The following is a 20,289-nucleotide window of genomic DNA, read 5'->3' on the forward strand; positions in this document are numbered from 1 at the left end:
GTGCATGCCGCGAAGCCTAACAAAAAATCGCTGGCCCGCCACCGGGCCATACCCGAGCCGCGTCAGTGCGTCAGCAACCAGGTGACGATCACCAGCGCAATCAGCGTGACGAGAATCAGCGTCACGTGCGACCGAGGCATAGGCGTTTACCCGGCGGTCACGTCGGCGTGGCGGCCGCGGCGCATCAGCGCGATGCCCCGGCCGAGCAGGCCGTCCAGCCCGGCCGCTGTGAGGTAGGCCACCGCCAACACCACGGGCATCACCACCATGGCCTGCAGGACGAAGGCGAGCCCCGACAGCCACAGTTCGTTGCCGTCCCACCAATTCAGAAACCCGTCCATTGGGCTTAAGGGTATTCGCCCCGGCACCCGAAACCAATGTGCCAGGATCGGCGCATGTCAGCCGGATCCTCCGAAGCTCGGGCGACGACCTGCCTGGTCGCCGGCGGCGGACCGGCGGGCGTCGTGCTCGGCCTGCTGTTGGCCCGCGCCGGCGTTGACGTCACGGTGATGGAAAAACATGCCGACTTCCTGCGGGACTTCCGCGGGGACACCGTGCACGCGAGCACCCTGCAGCTACTCGACGAGCTGGGCCTCGGTGCCAAATTCGCCGGGATTCCGCATCGCCTGATCAGCACGATCCGGATGGAGATCCAGAACGGAACGGTCGACCTCGACCTGACCCGCCTGCCCGGGGCGCATCAGCACATCGCGCTGGTGCCGCAGTGGGACTTCCTGGAGATGGTCGCCGCTGCGGCCGAGGCCGAGCCGACCTTCCGGCTGTTGCGCAGCACCGAGGTCGTCGGGGTGGTCCGGGACGGCAACCGCGTTGTGGGTGTCACGTACCGGGACCACGCCGACCCGGCGGGCCTGGTCAGGGAGATGCGGGCGGAGCTGACCGTGGCTTGCGACGGGCGCTCGTCGACGGTGCGGTCCGCGATGGGCCTGACGCCGCGCAGCTTCGGCGCGCCCATGGATGTGTGGTGGTTTCGCCTGCCCCGCCGGCCCGACGACCCCAGCGGGCTGGCCGGCGTGATGCGCGCCGGGCACGCGACGATCATGATCGACCGCGGCGATTACTACCAGATCGCCTACATCATCCCGAAGGGCAGCGACACCAGGCTGCGGGCCGAAGGAATCGAATCGCTGCGCCGGGCCCTGATCGGCATGGTGCCGTGGATTGCCGACCGCGCCGGTCAGCTCACCTCGTTTGACGACGTGAAACTGCTTGATGTGCAACTGAATCGGCTCCGCCGGTGGTACGCCGACGGCGTGCTGTTCATCGGCGATGCGGCCCACGCGATGTCGCCGGTCGGTGGCGTCGGCATCAACCTGGCGGTCGCCGACGCCGTGGCCACCGCCCGCATCCTCGCCGGCCCCCTGCGCTCGAGGCGGGTGTCCACCCGCCGGCTGGCCCGCGTGCAGCTGCGACGCTGGCTGCCGACGGTGCTCCTGCAGTCGGCGCAGCGGCTGATCCACGCGAAGGTGATCGCCGCCGCGGTGGCCGAAGATCGCGCGGGCGAGTCGATAAAAGCCCCCCGAGCGGTCCGGCTGGCGGGCCGGGCGGTGGCATTGCGGCGCCTGGTCGGCTACCTGGTCGCGATCGGACCGCTCCCCGAGCATGCGCCCGGGTACGCCCGGCGCCGCGGGTGATCCAAGACACGGCGGCGCGCCGCTCGGCGGAAAGCGTGGACGGGGAGCAGGTAAACAGTCGATGATGTCGGCATGGTCCTGCACGCCGAACCCGCCGACCAACCCGCCGAGCCGGCGACCGTTGAAGCGTACGAAACGGCCCCCGGAGCGGCTCTCGCGGCGCCGATCGACTTCAGCGCACCAGCACCCTTCTCCGCCACGGGAACGTTGCGCAACCCGTTTCCGCCGATCGCCGACTATGCCTTCCTGTCCGACTGGGAGACCACCTGCCTGATCTCGCCAGCCGGGTCCGTGGAATGGATGTGTGTGCCCCGCCCGGACTCCCCGAGCGTGTTCGGCTCGATCCTGGACCGCAGCGCCGGCCATTTCCGGCTCGGGCCCTACGGGGTGTCCGTGCCGTCGGCCCGGCGCTACCTGCCCGGCAGCCTGATCATGGAGACCACCTGGCAGACCCACACCGGGTGGCTCATCGTGCGGGACGCGCTGGTGATGGGGCCGTGGCACGACGTGGAGCGCCGCTCCAGGACCCACCGGCGCACCCCGATGGACTGGGACGCCGAACACATCCTGCTGCGGACGGTGCGCTGCGTGAGCGGCACCGTCGAGCTGATGATGAGCTGCGAGCCGGCCTTCGACTACCACCGCGTCGGGGCGACCTGGGAATACTCGGCCAACGCGTACGGCGAGGCGATCGCGCGAGCCACCAAGCACCCCGACGCGCACCCCACCCTGCGGCTGACCACCAACCTGCGGATCGGACTCGAGGGCCGCGAGGCGCGGGCGCGCACCCGGATGAAGGAGGGCGACGACGTCTTCGTCGCGCTCAGCTGGACCAAGCACCCGGCGCCGCAGACCTACCAAGAGGCCGCCGACAGAATGTGGCGGACCACCGAGTGCTGGCGGCAGTGGATCAACATCGGCAACTTCCCCGACCACCCGTGGCGGGCCTACCTGCAGCGCAGCGCCCTCACCCTGAAGGGTTTGACGTACTCGCCGACCGGTGCGCTGCTGGCGGCAGCTACGACGTCGCTTCCCGAGACGCCGCAGGGCGAGCGCAACTGGGATTACCGCTACGCCTGGGTGCGCGATTCGACGTTCGCGTTGTGGGGCCTGTACACGCTGGGGCTGGACCGCGAGGCCGACGACTTCTTCGCGTTCATCGCCGACGTGTCCGGCGCCAACAACAACGAGCGCCATCCGCTGCAGGTCATGTACGGCGTCGGGGGCGAGCGGAGCCTGGTGGAAGAGGAACTGCACCACCTGTCCGGCTACGACCATGCGCGGCCGGTTCGCATCGGCAACGGCGCCTACAACCAGGACCAGCACGACATCTGGGGCTCGATCCTGGACTCGTTCTACCTGCACTGCAAGTCGCGCGAGCAGATCCCGGAGAGCCTGTGGCCGGTGCTGAAGAAGCAGGTGGAGGAGGCCATCAAACACTGGCGCGAGCCCGATCGCGGGATCTGGGAGGTGCGCGGCGAGCCGCAGCACTTCACGTCGTCGAAGGTGATGTGCTGGGTGGCGCTCGACCGGGGGGCGAAGCTGGCGCAGCGGCAGGGCGAGAAGAGCTATGCGCAGCAGTGGCGGGCCATCGCCGAGGAGATCAAGGACGACATCCTCGCCCACGGGGTGGACGCCCGCGGCGTGTTCACGCAGCGCTACGGCAGCGACGCGCTGGACGCCTCGCTGCTCCTGGTGGTGCTGACCAGGTTCCTGCCGCCGGACGACCCGCGGGTGCGCAACACCGTGCTGGCCATCGCCGACGAGCTCACTCAGGACGGCCTGGTGCTGCGCTACCGCGTCGAGGAAACCGACGACGGGTTGACCGGCGAGGAAGGTACCTTCACGATCTGCTCGTTCTGGCTGGTGTCGGCGCTGGTCGAGATCGGCGAGGTGGCGCGCGCCAAGCGGCTGTGCGAGCGGCTGCTGTCCTACGCCAGCCCACTACATCTCTACGCCGAGGAGATCGAGCCGCGAACCGGCCGGCAGCTGGGTAACTTCCCGCAGGCGTTCACCCACCTGGCGTTGATCAACGCCGTGGTCCACGTGATCCGCGCCGAAGAGGAGGCCGACGGCTCCGGGATGTTCCAGCCCGCCAACGCACCCATGTAGTGGGGCCGTGGCGATCGCGAGCGCGGCAAGAGCCGCGCGAAGCGGGTCGCCACCATCAGCCCGTGGCGATCGCGAGCGCGGCAAGAGCCGCGCGAAGCGGGTCGCCACCATCAGCCCGTGGCGATCGCGAGCGCGGCAAGAGCCGCGCGAAGCGGGTCGCCACCGTCAGCCCAAGCTGGGCGTCAGCGCAGGGCGTCGAGGTTGTCCATCAGGCGTTGGGCGACCTCGATGGCGCCGCTGTTGGCGCCGGCGTCACTGTCGCCCGACAGGGGCGTCGACTGCACAGCGTTGAAGAGGTCCACCTCGACCTCGACGAGGCAATTCCCCCGGACACCAACAGCGCGCTCCGCCGGGATGGAGTCGGAATCGGAATTTTCGGACTCGAACGCGACCCAAACAGTCGCCCCAAGCACCGAGCCCGCCGTCCGCACCTGAGTGATCTTGGCCTTGAGCCGAAACACGCTGTCCGAGAGCGGCTGCGTCTTGCCCTCGCACGCTTGCCACTGCCTGGAAAACTCGGCGAACAGCGTGTTGGCCTCGGCCGCCGTGGGCAGGCTGACTATGCCCTCCTTCACGGCGGTCACCGAAGCCGACTTCGTGGCGTGGCGCCAGCCCTCTACCGCGACGCCGTGGACATTGCTGGATTGATACGCGATCTGCTCGAGCATCCCCGCCACACCGAGGCAGTCGACCGATGTGGCGGGCCCGGCGGCCCGCAGTACCTCGGGGCCGCCGAACCGCGGCGGAAAGCGGGGATCGAGAACCAAAGATTGCTTGAGAACCCGCGACAGCGGGACGCGTCCGAGCAGCGCCCGTTTGAGAGCGGGACCGGCGAGAGGACGGAGGATCGGCGTCGGCACGGGCTGCGCCTCGCCGCCGACGGTCGCGGTGCAACCGGCGGCGATCATCGCCACCGCCGGCAATACCGTCAAAGACCAACGCTTCTTCATGCACTCTTTTGTGTTTCTTGCCCTGGATTCGCCCCCCGCCATGGCGACCCGAAGCGCGGCGGCGAATATCGTTGCTTACTACGTGATTACCAGGAGTTCACCATCGCGGGCGATTCAAACGCCGTGGGCACAACCAAATTACAGCGGAACCGCAGCAACGTCTCAGCCTGCAATGTGCGGATCGTCACCGTCAGCCCAGGGCGCTGACCTTGTCCATCATGGCGCGCGCGACGTCGATCCCGCTGTTGTCCAGCGTGGCTGACCCCGGGTCGGAAGTGCGCCGCTCACCGAAGAAGACCACCTCGACCTCGACGAGGCAGTTCGACCGGACGCCGATCGCCCGAGCCTGAGGCGTGGGCCGCAGCGGCGGCATGTTGGGCAGCGTCGACGTCGCGGTATTCGTCGCCGCGATAACGGAATCCGTGACGCGAACGTCGCTGATGACGTTCGTCGTGCTGATCGGGCCCGTTTGTTCCGTCGTCGTTGTGCCGTTGCACTTCCGCCACTGGTCGGCGAATTGGAGGAACCGCGCCTGAGCCGCCGCGGCGGAAGGTAGCGACACCACACCCTCGATCACGGTGATCACCTGCGCCGGCTCGCCGTTGTTCCACCACGACTCCGACGCGACATCCCTGACGTCGGCGGAGCTGTAGACGTTCCTCTGCAGCATCGCCGTCACGCCCAGGCAATCGGGGGGCGACACGACGTCGCCGTCCCGGTGGTAGAGCTTCTCGGGGCCGCCGACGTCGGGCGCGTTACGGGCGACGAAGGGCTGGTTCAGCATCCGCGACAGCGTGACGTCGTCGAGCAGCACCTGCCTGACGGTTGCGCCGGTGATGGGTTGCGGCTTGAGATTCGGCGCCGGCTTCGCGGTGCCGTCAACCACCGAACCGCAACCCGCCGTCAACGCGGCGACCACCGTCAACGCCGTCACGGCCCGGAATGTGCGCACGGTTACTTCTTGCCCTTGTCCCCGGCCGCGTCGGTCGACAACGCTGCGACGAACGCTTCCTGAGGCACATCGACCCGGCCGATGGTCTTCATCCGCTTCTTGCCTTCCTTCTGCTTTTCCAGCAGCTTGCGCTTGCGGGTGATGTCACCGCCGTAGCACTTCGACAGCACGTCCTTGCGGATCGCGCGAATATTCTCGCGCGCAATGATTTTCGACCCGATCGCGGCCTGCACCGGTACCTCGAACTGCTGGCGCGGGATGAGTTCTTTGAGCTTGGTGGTCATCTTGTTGCCATACGCCGAGGCCCCGTCCTTGTGCACGATCGCGCTGAACGCGTCCACCGCCTCGCCCTGCAGGAGGATGTCGACCTTGACCAGGTCGGCCTCCTGCTCACCGGCCTCCTCGTAGTCGAGGCTGGCGTAGCCGCGGGTCCGGGACTTCAGCGAGTCGAAGAAGTCGAAGATGATCTCCCCCAGCGGCATGGTGTAGCGCAGTTCCACCCGCTCCGGCGACAGGTAGTCCATGCCGCCCAGTTCGCCGCGGCGCGACTGACACAATTCCATGATGGTGCCGATGAATTCGCTCGGCGCGATGACGGTGACCTTTACCACAGGCTCGTACACCGAACGCACCTTGCCTTCGGGCCAGTCCGACGGATTGGTCACCACGATCTCGGTGCCGTCCTCTTTGATCACGCGGTAAACAACGTTCGGCGACGTCGAGATGAGGTCCAGGTCGAATTCGCGTTCCAACCGCTCGCGGGTGATCTCCATGTGCAGCAAACCCAAGAAGCCACAACGGAATCCGAAGCCCAACGCCACCGAGGTCTCCGGCTCGTAGGTCAGGGCCGCGTCGTTGAGCTGAAGCTTGTCCAGGGCGTCGCGCAGGTCCGGATAGTCCGAGCCGTCAACGGGATACAGGCCCGAGTAGACCATGGGCTTGGGTTCTCGGTAACCGGTCAGCGCCTCCTTGGCGCCGTTGCGGGCCGTCGTCACGGTGTCGCCGACCTTGGATTGGCGGACGTCCTTGACGCCGGTGATCAAGTAGCCCACCTCCCCCACCCCCAGGCCCTCGCTGGGCTTGGGTTCGGGTGAGACAATGCCCACCTCCAGCAATTCGTGCGTGGCGCCGGTCGACATCATCAGGATGCGTTCACGGGGAACGATCTTGCCGTCCACCACGCGGACATACGTCACCACGCCGCGGTAAATGTCGTAGACGGAGTCGAAGATCATCGCGCGGGTCGGGGCGTCAGCGTCACCCTGCGGGGGCGGGACCTGGCGCACCACTTCGTCGAGCAGTTGGCCCACACCCTCACCGGTCTTGCCGGAGACGCGCAACACGTCGTCGGGCTCGCAGCCGATGATGTGGGCGATCTCGCCCGCGTAGCGGTCCGGGTCGGCGGCCGGCAAGTCGATCTTGTTGAGCACCGGGATGATGGTCAGGTCCCGGTCGAGCGCCAGGTAGAGGTTGGCCAGCGTCTGCGCTTCGATGCCCTGGGCGGCGTCGACCAGCAGGATCGCCCCCTCGCACGCCTCCAGCGCGCGCGACACCTCATAGGTGAAGTCGACGTGCCCCGGGGTATCGATGAGGTGCAGGACAAATTCTTTTCCGGCGTCGTCGCCGCCCGATACCGTCCAGGGCAGCCGCACGTTCTGCGCCTTGATGGTGATGCCGCGTTCGCGCTCGATGTCCATTCGGTCCAGGTACTGGGCACGCATGGAGCGCTCGTCGACGACGCCGGTGAGCTGGAGCATCCGGTCGGCCAGCGTGGACTTGCCGTGGTCGATGTGAGCGATGATGCAGAAATTCCTAATCTGCGCCGGCGCGGTGAAGGTCTTGTCGGCGAAACTGCTGATGGGAATCTCCTGGTCTAGGCCGCGCCTCGCGGCGACTCGTGGGCATGTCCAGGGTAGCTATCCCGCCGCCGCGGCACACTCGGACACGATCGCGCCCGCCCGCTCACGCTCTATGCTGCGAATATGGCGTCTGCCAAGAAATCACAATGGAAGACGTTTCGGCGGTTCGCGGAGAACCTGGTCGTCACCGGGGCTCCGCGCCTGGTCCGACATCTGGAGAATTCGCAGACCGTGCTGCGGGAGCTGCAGCAGGCCGTGAAGATCACCGCGAACGTCATCGCCGCGGCCGCGCCGCAGCCGCCCGCCGCGGTGACCGCGGGCCGTCCTGTGACCAGCGCCAGCTTTCCCACGGCGCAGCGGGCACGCAAGCTGGTCTACGCGCCGGATCTCGACGGCCGGGCCGATCCCGGGGAGGTGGTCTGGACCTGGGTGGTCTACGAGGACGACCCGACCCGCGGTAAGGACCGGCCGGTGCTCGTCGTGGGCCGCGACCGCAGCGTTCTGCTGGGCCTGATCATGTCGAGCCAGGAGCGCCACGCCGCCGACCCGAACTGGGTCGGGATCGGCACCGGGGGCTGGGATTACGAGGGCAGAGAGAGCTGGGTGCGGCTGGACCGGGTGCTCGACGTCCCCGAGGAGGGCATCCGCCGCGAGGGCGCGATCATGGACCGCGAAGTCTTCGACCTGGTAGCCGCCCGACTGCGCGCCGAGTACTCCTGGCGCTAATCCTTCGGCCAGCGTGTAACCACGGCGAAAAAAACGGCCGGATTTTCGCCCTGAGTTCACGCTCGGCGAGCGAGCGCCCCGTCAGCCCTGCGTGATGTAGGAGTGCAGCTGCTGCTGCTCGGCCTCGAGCTCTTCCATCCGGGTCTTCACCACGTCACCGATGCTGACGATGCCGATCAGCTGCTTGCCCTCGAGCACCGGCACGTGTCGCACCCGGTTGTTGGTCATGAGCGCGCTGAGCGAGTCGACGGTGTCGGACTTCGTGCAGGTGGCAACCGTGGCGGTCATGATCTGCGAGACCGGGTGGGTCAGCACGTCGGGGCCGTGCGCGTGCAGTTGGCGCACGACGTCGCGCTCCGAGACCATGCCGACGACCCCGTCGTCACCGACCACGACCATGGCCCCGATGTTCCGCTCGGCCAGGCCGGCGAGCAGGTCCCTAACGGGGGCGTCCGGGGTGATCGTCGCCACCGCCGCACCCTTGTTCCGCAAGACGTCTGCGATACGCATCGGGGCCTCCCGCCGGTTGTGATCCGATTCACACAGGCTACGGCTATCTGGCCCGGCGGAAAAGCCGCTGGGGGAACCTGTCGTACCGCGGACCGGGTTGATTGCGAGGATGAGGCCATGATCGAGATCACCCTGCTCGGAACCGGCAGCCCCATCCCCGACCCGAACCGCGCCGGGCCGTCGACCCTGATCCGGGCCGACGGCCAGGTGTTCCTCGTGGATTGCGGGCGTGGGGTGCTGCAGCGCGCGGCCGCCATCGGCGTGGGTGCCGCCGGGCTGTCCGCGTTATTGATCACCCACCTGCACAGCGACCATATCGGCGACCTCGGCGACTTCCTCATCACGCGGTGGATCAGCACTTTCGCACCGGATCCCGCGCCGCTGCCGATCATCGGGCCGCCGGGCACCGCCGAGACCGTCGAGGCGACGCTCAAGGCGTTCGGCCACGACATCGGCTACCGGATCGCGCACCATGCCGACCTCAACGAGCCGCCCGCGGTCGAGGTGCACGAACACACCCAGGGACCGGTGTGGGACCGCGACGGCGTCACCATCCGGGTGGCACCCACCGACCACCGGCCCGTGGCACCGACGATCGGGTTCCGCATCGAATCCGGCTCCTCGTCGGTGGTGCTCGCCGGGGACACGGTGCCCTGCTCGGGCCTGGACGGGCTGGCGCGCGGCGCAGACGCCCTGGTGCACACCGTGATTCGCAAGGACATCCTCGGCAGCATTCCGCAGCAGCGCGTGCGGGACGTCTGCGACTACCACTCGTCGGTGCAGGAGGCGGCCGCGACCGCGGCGCGTGCGGGGGTGGGCACGCTGGTCATGACGCACTACGTGCCGGCGTTAGTCCCGGGCCAGGAGGAACAGTGGCGGGCGCTGGCCGCCCACGAGTTCGGCGGGCGGATCGAGCTCGGCGACGACTTGCACCGCGTGGAGGTGTAGATCTTCGCCGCTAGCCACACCGCGGCGACCCGCCGCGCCCGGCTCCGCCGCGCTTGCGATCGCCGCTAACCACACCGCGGCGACCCGCCGCGCCCGGCTCCGCCGCGCTTGCGATCGCCGCTAACCACACCGCGGCGACCCGCCGCGCCCGGCTCCGCCGCGCTTGCGATCGCCGCTAACCACACCGCGGCGACCCGCCGCGCCCGGCTCCGCCGCGCTTGCGATCGCCGCTAGGCCAGCCGGGTGACCTCCACCACGACGTCGAGGTCAGTCGCGCCCTCGCCCGAGTAGATCCCCTTCAGCGGGGACACGTCGGTGTAGTCGCGGCCGGCGCCCACGCTGACGTACTGCTCGCTGACCGAGGCGTTGTTGGTGGGGTCGTAGTCCCACCAGCCACCGGTCCAGGCCTCGATCCAGGCGTGGCTGCGCCCGTCGACGGTGTCGCCGACGACGGCGTCACGCTTCGGGTGCAGGTAACCCGAAACGTACCGCGCGGGAATTCCCATGCCACGCAACAACATCAGCGACAGGTGCACGAAGTCCTGGCAGACGCCCTTGCCTTCGTTCAGGGCGTCCAGCCCCGACGAGGCCACGCTGGTGGTGCCGGGCAGATAGTCCAGCTGCTCGCGCACCCAGTTGGCCGCCGCGACGACTGCTTCGGACGGCGTATGGGACTTGGCAATCTTCTTGCCCACTGACGCCACCTGTTTGCTCGCGGGGGTGTGCTCGGTGGGGCGCAGCAGTTCGTCGAACCGGTCGATCACGGCCTCGGACCGCAAATCGCTCCAGGTCGCCTCGGTGTCGGGTGCTTCCGGCTCCTCGGTCTCGACCACCGACGACGACGTGACCGTGAGGTCGGTGTGCGGGGCGTGCAGGTCGAACGCGGTGACGGCGGTGCCCCAGTAGTCGATGTAGCGATAGGAGCGGGTCGCGGGAATGGTCTCGACGCGGTTGAGGATGACGTTCTGCCGGGTGTTCGACCGCGGGGTCAGCCGGGCCTCGTTGTAGGAGGCCGTCACCGGCGACTGGTAGGCGTAGCCGGTGGTGTGCACGATCCGCAGCCGCCACATCAGCCGTCCCCCTGCCGGGTGACCAGCCGGCTGCGTTGGCCGGCGTCCGACCACGCCACCCATGGCGTGACGTGGAAGTACTGCAGCGACAACGCCTCCCCAACCTCGCGGCAGGTCCGCTGCAGGTCGGCCAGGCGGGTTTCCAACGACTCGAGCAGCACACCGGGTTCCACGAACTCCAGCTCGCTGCGGGCCCGGCCGAGCAACCGCTGCGCCTCCGCGGTGGACCCGACCCGGCTCTGCGGATTGTGCAGCAGTTCGTCGAGGCTGTGTTCGGCCAGCTTCAGCGAGTAGAACACCGACCGCGGGAACAGCCGGTCCAGCATCATGAACTCGACCACCCGGGCGGCGTCGAGCACGCCCCGGTAGGTCCGCAGATAGGTGTCGTGCGCCCCCGCCGAGCGCAACAGCGTGACCCATGCCGGCGACGACGCGCTGTCCCCGACCCGGGACAGCAGCAGCCGCACGGTCATGTCGACCCGTTCGATGGCGCGGCCCAACACCATGAAGCGGTACCCGTCGTCGCGGGACAGCGTCGAGTCGGCCAGCCCGGCAAACATCGCCGCCCGGCCCTCGATATAGGACAAAAACTCATGCGGCCCAAGGCGTTTGGCGGCACGCCAGCGTTCCGGCAGAGCGTTGTAGGTGGTGTTGAGGCACTCCCAGATCTCGCTGGAGGTCACCTCCCGCGCCGACTTCGCGTTCTCCCGGGCCGCCGTGATCGCGTCCACTATCGAGCAGCCGCCGGCCGTGTTAGTGCCGAAGGCCACCAAGTCGGTCAACGACCACACGTCCAGGTCGTGATCAGGCGGCTCGATGCCGAGCACCCGCAGCAACAGCCGGGACGCCTGGTCGGGGTCAACGCTGGAATCCTCGAGCAGTTGGTGCAGCGCCACGTCGAGGATCCGCGCCGTGTCGTCGGCGCGCTCGACGTAGCGGCCGATCCAGTACAGCGCCTCGGCGTTGCGGGCCAGCATCAGCGGACCACCTTCTGCTGCTGTTGTTGCTGGGTCTGCTCGTGCTGCGGCGGCTCGGTGGGCTGCGCCTGCTGCACCAGCCGCGGGACACCGTCCAGCGCCGGGTCGGGCATGGACTTCGGCAGCGATCGCACCACCTCGGCGGCTCCCAGCTCGCGGTCGCCGCCCGTCGCCCGCGGCGCCAGCACCCAGGTGTCCTTGGAACCACCGCCCTGGCTGGAATTGACCACCCGCGAGCCCTCGACCAGCGCGACGCGGGTCAGCCCGCCCGGCAGCACCCACACGTCGTCGCCGTCGTTGACCGCGAACGGCCGCAGGTCGACGTAGCGTGGCGCCAACCCACTCCCGACCTGAGTCGGCACGGTGGACAGCTCCATCATCGGCTGCGCGATCCAGCTGCGCGGATCGTCGCGGATCTTCTTGGCGACGGTGGCCAGCTCCTTCTCGGAGGCGTCCGGGCCGAACACAATGCCGTAGCCGCCAGAACCCTCGACCGGCTTGAGCACCAGCTCGTCGATGCGGTCCAGCACCTCTTCGCGTTCGTCGTCCAGCCAGCAGCGGTACGTCTCCACGTTGGCCAGCAGTGGCTTCTCGCCGAGGTAGTACTCGATCATGGTCGGCACGTAGGTGTACACCAACTTGTCGTCGCCGACGCCGTTGCCGATCGCGCTGGAGATCACGACGTTGCCCGCGCGGGCGGCGTTGACCAGGCCCGCCACGCCCAGGACCGAATCGGCCCGGAACTGCAGCGGGTCCAGGAAGGCGTCGTCGATGCGCCGGTAGATGACGTCGACCTGGCGCTCCCCCTCGGTGGTGCGCATGTACACCTGGTTGTCACGGCAGAACAGGTCGCGCCCTTCGACCAGCTCAACGCCCATCTGGCGGGCCAGCAGCGAGTGCTCGAAGTACGCCGAGTTGTAGACGCCGGGGGTCAGCACCACCACGGTCGGGTCGGCCTCGTTGGTGGCCGCCGAGTTGCGCAGCGCGCGCAGCAGGTGCGACGAGTAATCGTCGACCGCCCGCACCCGGTGGGTGGCGAACAGGTTCGGGAATACGCGCGCCATGGTGCGCCGGTTCTCCATTACGTAGGACACGCCCGATGGCGAGCGCAGGTTGTCCTCGAGGACCCGGAAGTTGCCCTTCTCGTCGCGGATCAGGTCGATGCCGGCGACGTGGATGCGCACCCCATTGGGGGGCACGATCCCGACGGCCTGGCGGTGAAAGTGCTCGCAGGAGGTCACTAGCCGCCGCGGGATGACGCCGTCGTTGAGGATCTCCTGGTCGCCGTAGATGTCGTCGAGGTACAGCTCGAGGGCCTTGACGCGCTGGATGATGCCGCGCTCGAGCTTGGTCCACTCCGGGCCGGAGATGACCCGCGGCACGAGGTCCAGGGGAAACGGGCGCTCCTGACCGGACAGGGAGAACGTGATGCCCTGATCGAAGAACGCGCGGGCCAGCGCTTCGGCGCGGGCCTTGAGCTCGGAGGCGTCCGACGGCGCCAGCTCCGCGTAGATGCCCTTGTAGGGTCCGCGGACGTCGCCGTGGGCGTCGAACATCTCGTCGAAGGCCTTCGAGTAGACGTCCGCGTACGCGCGCGACGCGGTGTAACCGCTGAAAATGCGCTCGGAACGAGGGGTGCGCGACCCCTTGGTCTCCTCCAGCTCGTTAGTAACACTCACTTGTCAGATGCTGCCTCAAATTGACGTTACGGCCGGCTGTGGGTTGCCGTTTTGGGAGAAAACGTAACCGACTGCTAACCTGGGCAGTCGCCGTCGGGGATAGAGGCGACTCTGACATGCATCGAACCCGGCAGACACCAACGACTTAACGAAGGAACGACACGCGTGGCCAACATCAAGTCGCAGCAGAAGCGCAATCGCACCAACGAGCGCGCCCGGCTGCGCAACAAGTCGGTGAAGTCGTCGCTTCGGACCGCCGTGCGCGCTTTCCGCGAGGCCGCCCACGCCGGCGAGAAGGATAAGGCCGCGGAGTTGCTGCTGGTGACCAACCGCAAGCTCGACAAGGCGGCCAGCAAGGGCGTGATCCACAAGAACCAGGCGGCCAACAAGAAGTCCGCGCTGGCGCGCGCCCTCAATCAGATCTGACATCCGCCCGCCTCGTCATCGGGACCGGTTGGCGGCCAGCTCCGCGACGGTCCTCACCGCGGATTCCATCGCATAGTCGGCGTCGGCCACGGCGCCTTTGACGTTGGCGTTCAGGGTCGCAACCACCTTCATCGCCGTCGCCACCGATTCGCGCGACCAGCGCCGGGCCTGTTTCTGCGCCTTCTGCACCCGCCAGGGCGGCATTCCCAGCTGCGCCGCCAGGCGGTACGGATCGCCCGAGAGCGGCCCGACCCGGCCGATCGAGTGGACGGCCTCGGCCAGCGCATCGGCCAGCACCACCAGCGGCTCTCCGCGCATCATCGCCCAGCGCAGTGCCTCGGCCGCGCCCTCGACGTCGCCGGTCACGGCCTTATCCGCGATGTCGAAGCCTTTCACCTCGGCCTTTCCGCTGTGGTAGCGGCGCACGGCCGCGGCATCGACGGCACCGGCGGTGTCCGCGACGAGCTGCGAGCAGGCCGAGGCGAGCTCGCGCACGTCGGAGCCGACGGCGTCCAGCAGCGCGGTGACCGTCTCCTCATCGACCTTGACGCGCAGCGCGCGGAACTCCTTGCGGATGAAGTCGACCCGCTCGCTCAGCTTGGTGATCTTGGCGCACGGGTGCACGACCGCGCCCAGCGACTGCAGCTCGGTGGCCAGCGCCTTGGCCCGCCCGCCGCCCGAGTGCACCACCACGAGCGTGGTGCCCCCCGTCAGATCGGCGGCGGCCGACGCGATCATGGCGGCCGTCTCCCTGCCCGCCTCGCCGGCGGCCTCGAGCACCACGACGCGTTCGTCGGCGAACAGCGACGGGCTCAGCAGCTCGGCGAGCTCGTAGGTGCCGACGTCACCGGCCCGCATCCGGTCGACCGGGATGTCGGCGTTGTTCGGGCCTTTGGCCCGCTTGCGGGCCGACCGCAGTACCTCGGCCACGGCCCGCTCGACCAGCAGTTCCTCGTCGCCCAGGACAAGGTGCAACGGCGAATCCTCGCTCACCCCACGATGGTGTCACGAGCGGCCGACGACTCCGTCAGACGGATCCCACTGCTCGCAGAGCAACCAGGCCAGGGCCCACAGGCCGAAGGCCGTCACGGCGAGGCCTCCGGCGGCGCGGAACCAGCGCCACCGCCACAGCAGGATCGCGGACACGACCGCGGCGCCGACCGCCAGCACGCCCGGCGGCCCGGCCGGAACCGGGACCGTCGCCGCCGGGATGCCGGCCGCCGCCCGCGCCACGCGCAGGACCCACCACACCTCGGGGCCCGTGAACCGGATCAACAGTTCCGCGCCCGGACGCCACACCATGCACACGACGGCCGCCGCGCTGCCCAGCACGGTGATCGGCGCGATCACCGGGGCGACCACCAGGTTGGCGCCCACCGCGACCAGGCTGACCCGGCCGGAGATGCCGGCCACCAACGGGGCGGTCACCACGTGCGCGGCCCACGCGATCGCGACCGCGTCCGCCAGCGGCTTGGGGCACCCGCGGCGGACCAGGCGCCGTGACCATACCGGCGCCGCGACAACCAATGCGGCCGTCGCCAGCACGGACAGCGCGAAGCCCACGTCGACGGCCAGGTGTGGGGCAACGGCCAGCAGGACGAGGACCGTCGCCGACAGCGCCGGGATCGCTTGGCGCCGGCGGGACGACAGGATCGCCGCCAGCGCGATGGCGCCCATGACGGCCGCCCGCAGCACGCTTGCGGTCGGCTGGACCACGACCACGAACGCCGCCAGCGCGACCGCGGCGAGGGCGACGGCGGCCCTGGGACCGATCAGCCGCGCCGAGAACAAGACCGCCGCGCACACGATCGTGACGTTGGCCCCCGATACCGCGGTCAGATGGGTCATGCCCGCCGCGCGGAAGGCGCGGCCCGTCTCGGCGCTCACGGCCGAGGTGTCGCCGAGGACCAGGGCGGGCAGCATCGCGGCCTGGTCGCCGGGCAGCGCGGGCCGCACCGCGGCCGCGAACCCGCCGCGCACCGCCTGGGCGACCCGTTGGACCGCGCCCGCGGTGCCGACGGTCGGCCGGCCGGTCGCGGTGAGTACCGCGACCGTCAGGTCGTGGCGGGACGGGCGGCCGATGCGCGCCGTGAATCGCAACGGCCGGCCGGGCAACACCGGTCCGGCTTGAGGGTCTTCCCGCAGGTCGGCCGGGATTGCGAATTCTGAAACGCGCGCGAATACGACGACGCGCCCGGACATCTCGTCGTCACCCACGCGCCGCAGGTTGGCCCGGAACATCAGCCGGCCGCTCCCGAGCGGCACCGCGCTCTCGGTGGGCGTGACCGTCACCGCGGCCGCCCTTCCGTACGCGGCGGTGATCGGGTGGCGACCCACCGCGTCGGCGCGGAGCGCGATCGCGAACCCGTAACCCGCGCCCACCACGCCGACGGCCGCCAGGGCGGCGCTGACCGCGCGGAGGCGCCCGCCCCGGGGCTTGTGGCGCGCCGCGCGGCAGGCTAGCGCGCCGGCACCGGCAATCAGGCCGACGCAGCACAGCGCCGCCGCCCGGCCGACCGGCCAGCAGATCCCGGCGGCGGTCACTACCCAACACGCGAGCGCGGCCGGCACGAGCCGCACATCGACGTTGACGGGCGCCGACTCGGCGGCACCGGCGGGAGGCACGCGGCTCAGACACGGACCAGGGCACGCAACTTGTCCAGGCGCGCCGGACCGATGCCGTCTACGTCGGCCAGCTGGTCGACGGTGGTGAATCTGCCGTGGGCCTCCCGCCAGGCCACGATGGCGGCGGCGGTGACCGGCCCCACCCCGGGCAGGGCGTCCAGTTGCTCCACGGTTGCGGTGTTGAGGTCGAGCACGTCTCCCGCCTTGGGCTTGCCGGGCCCCGCCGCGGCCCCCGGCGCGGGCGTCCGCGACGTCGGTGGCGAGCCCGACGCCACCGAGCTGCCAAGCGCGGGCGGCTGCCCGGCGGCGGGGGCGAGCCCGACGACGATCTGCTCGCCGTCGCCGACCGGCCGCGCCATGTTCAGCCCGATGGTGTCCGCCCCGTTCACCACGCCGCCGGCGGCCTGCAGCGCGTCGGCGATGCGCGCGCCGGGAGCCAGGGTGACCAGCCCGGGGGTGCGCACCAGGCCGACGATGCTGACCACCACCGGGTGGTCGGCTCCGCCCGGCTGCCCGGGACTCGCGGAGGACCGCGGGGACACCGTGGTGGTCCGCTCCACCGGGGGAAGCTTGGCCGACAACACCGGGGCGGGACGGTCGCGCAGCATGGTGAGGACCGTGACCAGGACGGCGAGCACCGCCACGATCGCCAGCCCGATGGCACCGGCCCGCCCGGGGTCGGCACGCACCCTGGCCACCCAGCCCCGGGCCGGGGACGCGTCGGGCACCCATCGGGGCAGCAACGAGTTCTGGTCCTCGTCCGGGGACGTGTCGGAGCCCGCGGAGTTTGTCGAAGAGGAATCGGTGTCGGACGCGGGCTGCGGATCGGCGTCCGGGTCCGCTCCGAGACGCCGGTGCAGCCGCTCGGCGGGAAGTTCTGTTCGCATGCGCCGACCGTAGGTGCGCCGACCGCCAGACCGGACCGCCCCGTGGCGCCACGGCGCCCGTCTGTGCATTAAACCGAGGCTGTGGACAAACACCGCGGGCGATGGGTCAAGATGGAGGTCGGAGCGAACGACCGGACGCACACGGGGCCACCGCAGCGGTTCATCGCGCTCCCCCCGGACCGACAGGAGGCTGCCATGCAACTGGCGCTCACACCGGAGGAAGCCGCGTTCCGCGACGAACTCCGCACCTTCTACACCACCAAGATCCCCGAGGAGCTGCGGGTGGCGGTGCGTGAGGGCGCGCCGGTGACGAAGGAGCACATCGTCACGAGCCACAAGATCCTCCACGAGCACGGCCTGGCCGTGCCCAACTGGCCGGTCGAATGGGGCGGCAAGGACTGGACGCCCACCCAGTTCCAGCTGTGGGCCGACGAGATGCAGTTGGCGTGCGTGCCCGAACCGCTCAACTTCAACACCAAGATGGTCGGCCCGGTGATCGCCGAGTTCGGGTCCAAGGAGATCAAGGAGCGTTTCCTGCCGCCGACGGCCAGCATCGACATCTGGTGGTGCCAGGGATTTTCCGAGCCGGAGGCCGGCTCGGACCTCGCCTCGCTGCGCACCACCGCCGTTCGCGACGGCGACAGCTACGTCGTCAACGGGCAGAAGACGTGGACGACGCTGGGCCAGTACGCGGACTGGATCTTCTGCCTGGTGCGCACCGACCCGCAGGCGCCCAAGCGGCAGGCCGGCATCTCCTTCCTGCTCATCGACATGGAGACCCCCGGCATCACCCTGCGCCCGATCAAGTTGATCGACGGCGGCTTCGAGGTCAACGAGGTGTTCTTCGAAGACGTCCGCGTCCCCGCGAACCAGCTTGTCGGACAAGAGAACCAAGGGTGGACGTACGCGAAGTTCCTGCTGGGCAACGAGCGCACCGGCATCGCCGGGGTGGGCCGGACCAAAGTGAAGCTCGCCGAGGTGAAGAAGCACGCCGCGCAGACCGGCCTGCTGGAGGACCCGCTGTTCGCCGCCCGCCTGGCCGAGGCCGAAAACGAGATCCTGGCACTGGAACTCACGCAGTCGCGGGTCACCACGGACTCCGCAGACGGCAAGCCGAACCCGGCGTCGTCGGTGCTCAAGATGCGCGGCAGCCAATTGCAGCAGTTGGCAACAGAATTGATGGTCGAGGTGGCCGGGCCCGACGCGCTGCCGGTGGACGGTGACGGGGCGATCGCGTCCCCGCAGTGGGCGCAGTCCAGCGCCCCGCGCTACCTCAACTACCGCAAGACGTCCATCTACGGCGGAAGCAACGAAGTGCAGCGCAACATCATCGCGTCCACCATTCTGGGATTGTGAGGCAGCCATGGACTTTCAGCTGAGCGACGAACAAAGCCTGTTGCGGGACACCACCCGCGAGCTGCTGTCGCGCACCTACGACCCGGAGAGCCGCAACAAGATCATCGCCAGCGACCTCGGCTGGAGCCGCGAGGTCTGGAGCCAGCTCGCCGACACCGGCATCCTCGGCCTCGGCTTCGACCCCGACGAGTCGGGCCAGAACGAGATCGCGGTGGTGCTCACCGAGATCGGCCGGCGGCTGGCGCCCGAACCCGTCCTGCACGCCGCGCTCGGGCCCGGTGCGGTGATCGCGCAGCTGGGCAGCGCCGCGCAAAAGGAGCTCCTCGACGAGGTCGCGGCGGGGCATCGGCTGCTCGCCTTCGCCCACCAGGAGGCCGGCCACCGCAGAACCACCGACACCATCACCACTCGGGCCGAGCGGCAAGGCGATTCGTGGGCGTTGACCGGCACGAAGAACCCGGTCCTGGCGGGCGACTCCGCCGACACGCTGGTGGTCAGCGCCGCGCTGCCGGACGGCGGCAGCGGGCTGTTCCTGGTCGACGGCGACGCGCCGGCGCGGCACCCCTATCCCACGCTCGACGGGCAGCGCGGCGCGCAGATCGACTTCGATGGCACGCCCGCCGAACCCCTCGGCGACGCCACCGAGGTGCGCGACGCCTCGGCCGCGATAAGCGACGCCATCGTCCGGATCCAGTCGGCGCTGTGCTCGGAAGCGGTCGGCGCGATGGAGGAGGCGCTGCGGCTGACCACCGAGTACCTCAAGGCGCGCAAGCAGTTCGGCGTCACCCTCAACAAGTTTCAGGCCCTCACCCAGCGCGCGGCCGACATGTACGTGTCGCTCGAGCTGGCCCGCAGCATGAGCTTCTACGCCGCGATGTCGATCGCCGACGGCAACCTGGACCCGCTCATCGCGTCGCGGGCCAAGCTGCAGATCGGCCGCTCGGGCCGGCACATCGCGCAGGAGGCGATCCAGCTGCACGGTGGCATCGGCATGACCGCCGAATACCCCGTCGGCCACTACGCGGCCCGGCTCACCGCGATCGAATACACCCTGGGCTCCTCGCAGGACCACCTGCACGTCCTGATCGATCGCATCGGCGACTACGACCTGGCGCGGCTCTAACCGCCGTGACCGGGCCCGCGAAGCTCTCCGACCGGGTGGTCTCGTTCCTGTCGGCGGGCACCCGCACCGGGATGCTCGGCTACGTCGCCGCCGACGGCCGGCCGCTGGTGGCGCCGGTGTGGTTCGTCGTGCAGGACGATCAGCTGGTCTTCAACACCGGCCGGGAGACGGCGAAAGGCCGGGCGCTGACGCGTGATCCGCGGGTCGTGATCTGTGTCGACGATCCGCACCCGCCGTATTCGTTCGTACAGGTGCAAGGCCTGGCGACGACGAGCGAGGACCCGCAGGACTTGCTCGACACCGCGACCCGGATCGGCGCCCGCTACATGGGCGCCGACCGAGGCGACGAGTTCGGGCGGCGCAACGCCGTGCCCGGCGAGCTGGTGGTCCGGGTCCGGCCGACCAAGGTCAACTCGGCCTTCGACATCGCCGACTGA

The 20,289-nt window shown here is 69.4% G+C and carries 19 protein-coding genes; 8 read left to right on the top strand and 11 right to left on the bottom strand.

Annotated elements, in window-relative coordinates:
- Window positions 1-146 precede the first annotated feature (146 nt).
- Window positions 147-341, bottom strand: coding sequence for a hypothetical protein (locus tag G6N56_RS07880; RefSeq protein WP_085257960.1), 195 nt, complete (start codon window positions 339-341; stop codon window positions 147-149).
- Window positions 342-395: 54 nt separating this feature from the next.
- On the opposite strand from G6N56_RS07880, the gene G6N56_RS07885 reads away from it, so the two are divergent.
- Together G6N56_RS07885 and G6N56_RS07890 are read left to right on the top strand one after the other, a co-directional pair.
- The gene (locus tag G6N56_RS07885) at window positions 396-1,652 is read left to right on the top strand and encodes an FAD-dependent oxidoreductase (RefSeq protein WP_085257961.1); all 1,257 of its coding nucleotides are present in this window, start codon (window positions 396-398) and stop codon (window positions 1,650-1,652) included.
- Between the two features lie 72 nt (window positions 1,653-1,724).
- Entirely contained in the window at window positions 1,725-3,764 is a 2,040-nt protein-coding gene (locus tag G6N56_RS07890) for a glycoside hydrolase family 15 protein (RefSeq protein WP_085257962.1), read from the top strand.
- Between the two features lie 182 nt (window positions 3,765-3,946).
- Here the strand turns inward: G6N56_RS07890 and G6N56_RS07895 are convergent, their stop codons facing one another.
- From G6N56_RS07895 to lepA, 3 genes are all read right to left on the bottom strand, one after another.
- A complete protein-coding gene (locus G6N56_RS07895) occupies window positions 3,947-4,714 on the bottom strand; it encodes a sensor domain-containing protein (protein ID WP_158090767.1) in 768 nt (255 codons plus the stop codon).
- Window positions 4,715-4,904: 190 nt separating this feature from the next.
- Window positions 4,905-5,666 carry a sensor domain-containing protein gene (locus G6N56_RS07900; protein ID WP_085257964.1) on the bottom strand — a complete coding sequence of 254 codons (762 nt, stop codon included), beginning with the start codon at window positions 5,664-5,666 and terminating at the stop codon, window positions 4,905-4,907.
- 2 nt (window positions 5,667-5,668) lie between these two features.
- On the bottom strand, window positions 5,669-7,531 hold the full coding sequence (lepA, locus tag G6N56_RS07905) for a translation elongation factor 4 (protein WP_085257965.1): 1,863 nt from the start codon (window positions 7,529-7,531) through the stop codon (window positions 5,669-5,671).
- 117 nt (window positions 7,532-7,648) lie between these two features.
- Between lepA and G6N56_RS07910 the strand changes: the two genes are divergently transcribed.
- On the top strand, window positions 7,649-8,251 hold the full coding sequence (locus G6N56_RS07910) for a type II toxin-antitoxin system PemK/MazF family toxin (RefSeq protein WP_085257966.1): 603 nt from the start codon (window positions 7,649-7,651) through the stop codon (window positions 8,249-8,251).
- 81 nt (window positions 8,252-8,332) lie between these two features.
- Here G6N56_RS07910 and G6N56_RS07915 read toward each other — a convergent pair whose 3' ends face one another.
- Window positions 8,333-8,761, bottom strand: a complete 429-nt coding sequence (locus tag G6N56_RS07915) for a CBS domain-containing protein (RefSeq protein ID WP_085257967.1) — start codon at window positions 8,759-8,761, stop codon at window positions 8,333-8,335.
- Window positions 8,762-8,878: 117 nt separating this feature from the next.
- On the opposite strand from G6N56_RS07915, the gene G6N56_RS07920 reads away from it, so the two are divergent.
- On the top strand, window positions 8,879-9,709 hold the full coding sequence (locus G6N56_RS07920; RefSeq protein ID WP_085257968.1) for a ribonuclease Z: 831 nt from the start codon (window positions 8,879-8,881) through the stop codon (window positions 9,707-9,709).
- A 230-nt stretch (window positions 9,710-9,939) separates the two neighbouring features.
- On the opposite strand, the gene G6N56_RS07930 is transcribed toward G6N56_RS07920, so the two are convergent.
- The 3 genes from G6N56_RS07930 to G6N56_RS07940 are packed head-to-tail and all read right to left on the bottom strand — an operon-like array spanning window position 9,940 to window position 13,435.
- Window positions 9,940-10,779: a transglutaminase family protein gene (locus tag G6N56_RS07930; RefSeq protein WP_085257969.1), complete on the bottom strand. Its 840-nt coding sequence runs from the start codon at window positions 10,777-10,779 to the stop codon at window positions 9,940-9,942.
- A complete protein-coding gene (locus G6N56_RS07935) occupies window positions 10,779-11,756 on the bottom strand; it encodes an alpha-E domain-containing protein (protein ID WP_085257970.1) in 978 nt (325 codons plus the stop codon). Before G6N56_RS07935 ends, G6N56_RS07930 begins: the two co-directional genes overlap by 1 nt.
- A complete protein-coding gene (locus G6N56_RS07940) occupies window positions 11,756-13,435 on the bottom strand; it encodes a circularly permuted type 2 ATP-grasp protein (RefSeq protein ID WP_085257971.1) in 1,680 nt (559 codons plus the stop codon). The genes G6N56_RS07935 and G6N56_RS07940 overlap by 1 nt, the downstream gene beginning before the upstream one ends.
- A 165-nt stretch (window positions 13,436-13,600) precedes the next feature.
- On the opposite strand from G6N56_RS07940, the gene rpsT reads away from it, so the two are divergent.
- Complete coding sequence (gene rpsT, locus G6N56_RS07945; RefSeq protein ID WP_085257972.1) at window positions 13,601-13,861, top strand: 30S ribosomal protein S20; 261 nt, start codon at window positions 13,601-13,603, stop codon at window positions 13,859-13,861.
- 15 nt (window positions 13,862-13,876) lie between these two features.
- Here the strand turns inward: rpsT and holA are convergent, their stop codons facing one another.
- The 3 genes from holA to G6N56_RS07960 are packed head-to-tail and all read right to left on the bottom strand — an operon-like array spanning window position 13,877 to window position 17,373.
- Complete coding sequence (gene holA / locus G6N56_RS07950; protein WP_142280808.1) at window positions 13,877-14,836, bottom strand: DNA polymerase III subunit delta; 960 nt, start codon at window positions 14,834-14,836, stop codon at window positions 13,877-13,879.
- Window positions 14,837-14,866: 30 nt separating this feature from the next.
- Window positions 14,867-16,441, bottom strand: a complete 1,575-nt coding sequence (locus G6N56_RS07955) for a ComEC/Rec2 family competence protein (RefSeq protein WP_085258014.1) — start codon at window positions 16,439-16,441, stop codon at window positions 14,867-14,869.
- 50 nt (window positions 16,442-16,491) lie between these two features.
- The gene (locus tag G6N56_RS07960; protein WP_085257974.1) at window positions 16,492-17,373 is read right to left on the bottom strand and encodes a ComEA family DNA-binding protein; all 882 of its coding nucleotides are present in this window, start codon (window positions 17,371-17,373) and stop codon (window positions 16,492-16,494) included.
- 195 nt (window positions 17,374-17,568) lie between these two features.
- On the opposite strand from G6N56_RS07960, the gene G6N56_RS07965 reads away from it, so the two are divergent.
- The 3 genes from G6N56_RS07965 to G6N56_RS07975 are packed head-to-tail and all read left to right on the top strand — an operon-like array spanning window position 17,569 to window position 20,289.
- Window positions 17,569-18,729 carry an acyl-CoA dehydrogenase family protein gene (locus G6N56_RS07965; RefSeq protein WP_085258015.1) on the top strand — a complete coding sequence of 387 codons (1,161 nt, stop codon included), beginning with the start codon at window positions 17,569-17,571 and terminating at the stop codon, window positions 18,727-18,729.
- Between the two features lie 7 nt (window positions 18,730-18,736).
- On the top strand, window positions 18,737-19,852 hold the full coding sequence (locus tag G6N56_RS07970) for an acyl-CoA dehydrogenase family protein (protein WP_085257975.1): 1,116 nt from the start codon (window positions 18,737-18,739) through the stop codon (window positions 19,850-19,852).
- 5 nt (window positions 19,853-19,857) lie between these two features.
- Window positions 19,858-20,289 (top strand): PPOX class F420-dependent oxidoreductase, encoded by a 432-nt coding sequence (locus tag G6N56_RS07975; RefSeq protein WP_085257976.1) that lies wholly within the window; start codon window positions 19,858-19,860, stop codon window positions 20,287-20,289.

It is taken from the genome of Mycobacterium saskatchewanense (genome assembly GCF_010729105.1).
GTDB classification, from domain to species: domain Bacteria; phylum Actinomycetota; class Actinomycetes; order Mycobacteriales; family Mycobacteriaceae; genus Mycobacterium; species Mycobacterium saskatchewanense.

Bases quoted from the DNA above. Each gene is read 5' to 3' on its own strand.
- G6N56_RS07890 (WP_085257962.1), top strand. From the start codon at position 1,725: ATGGTCCTGCACGCCGAACCCGCCGACCAACCCGCCGAGCCGGCGACC.
- G6N56_RS07885 (WP_085257961.1), top strand. From the start codon at position 396: ATGTCAGCCGGATCCTCCGAAGCTCGGGCGACGACCTGCCTGGTCGCC.
- G6N56_RS07910 (WP_085257966.1), top strand. From the start codon at position 7,649: ATGGCGTCTGCCAAGAAATCACAATGGAAGACGTTTCGGCGGTTCGCG.
- G6N56_RS07965 (WP_085258015.1), top strand. From the start codon at position 17,569: ATGCAACTGGCGCTCACACCGGAGGAAGCCGCGTTCCGCGACGAACTC.
- G6N56_RS07970 (WP_085257975.1), top strand. From the start codon at position 18,737: ATGGACTTTCAGCTGAGCGACGAACAAAGCCTGTTGCGGGACACCACC.
- G6N56_RS07930 (WP_085257969.1), bottom strand. From the start codon at position 10,779: ATGTGGCGGCTGCGGATCGTGCACACCACCGGCTACGCCTACCAGTCG.
- G6N56_RS07880 (WP_085257960.1), bottom strand. From the start codon at position 341: ATGGACGGGTTTCTGAATTGGTGGGACGGCAACGAACTGTGGCTGTCG.
- G6N56_RS07895 (WP_158090767.1), bottom strand. From the start codon at position 4,714: ATGAAGAAGCGTTGGTCTTTGACGGTATTGCCGGCGGTGGCGATGATC.
- G6N56_RS07915 (WP_085257967.1), bottom strand. From the start codon at position 8,761: ATGCGTATCGCAGACGTCTTGCGGAACAAGGGTGCGGCGGTGGCGACG.
- G6N56_RS07935 (WP_085257970.1), bottom strand. From the start codon at position 11,756: ATGCTGGCCCGCAACGCCGAGGCGCTGTACTGGATCGGCCGCTACGTC.
- G6N56_RS07960 (WP_085257974.1), bottom strand. From the start codon at position 17,373: ATGCGAACAGAACTTCCCGCCGAGCGGCTGCACCGGCGTCTCGGAGCG.
- G6N56_RS07920 (WP_085257968.1), top strand. From the start codon at position 8,879: ATGATCGAGATCACCCTGCTCGGAACCGGCAGCCCCATCCCCGACCCG.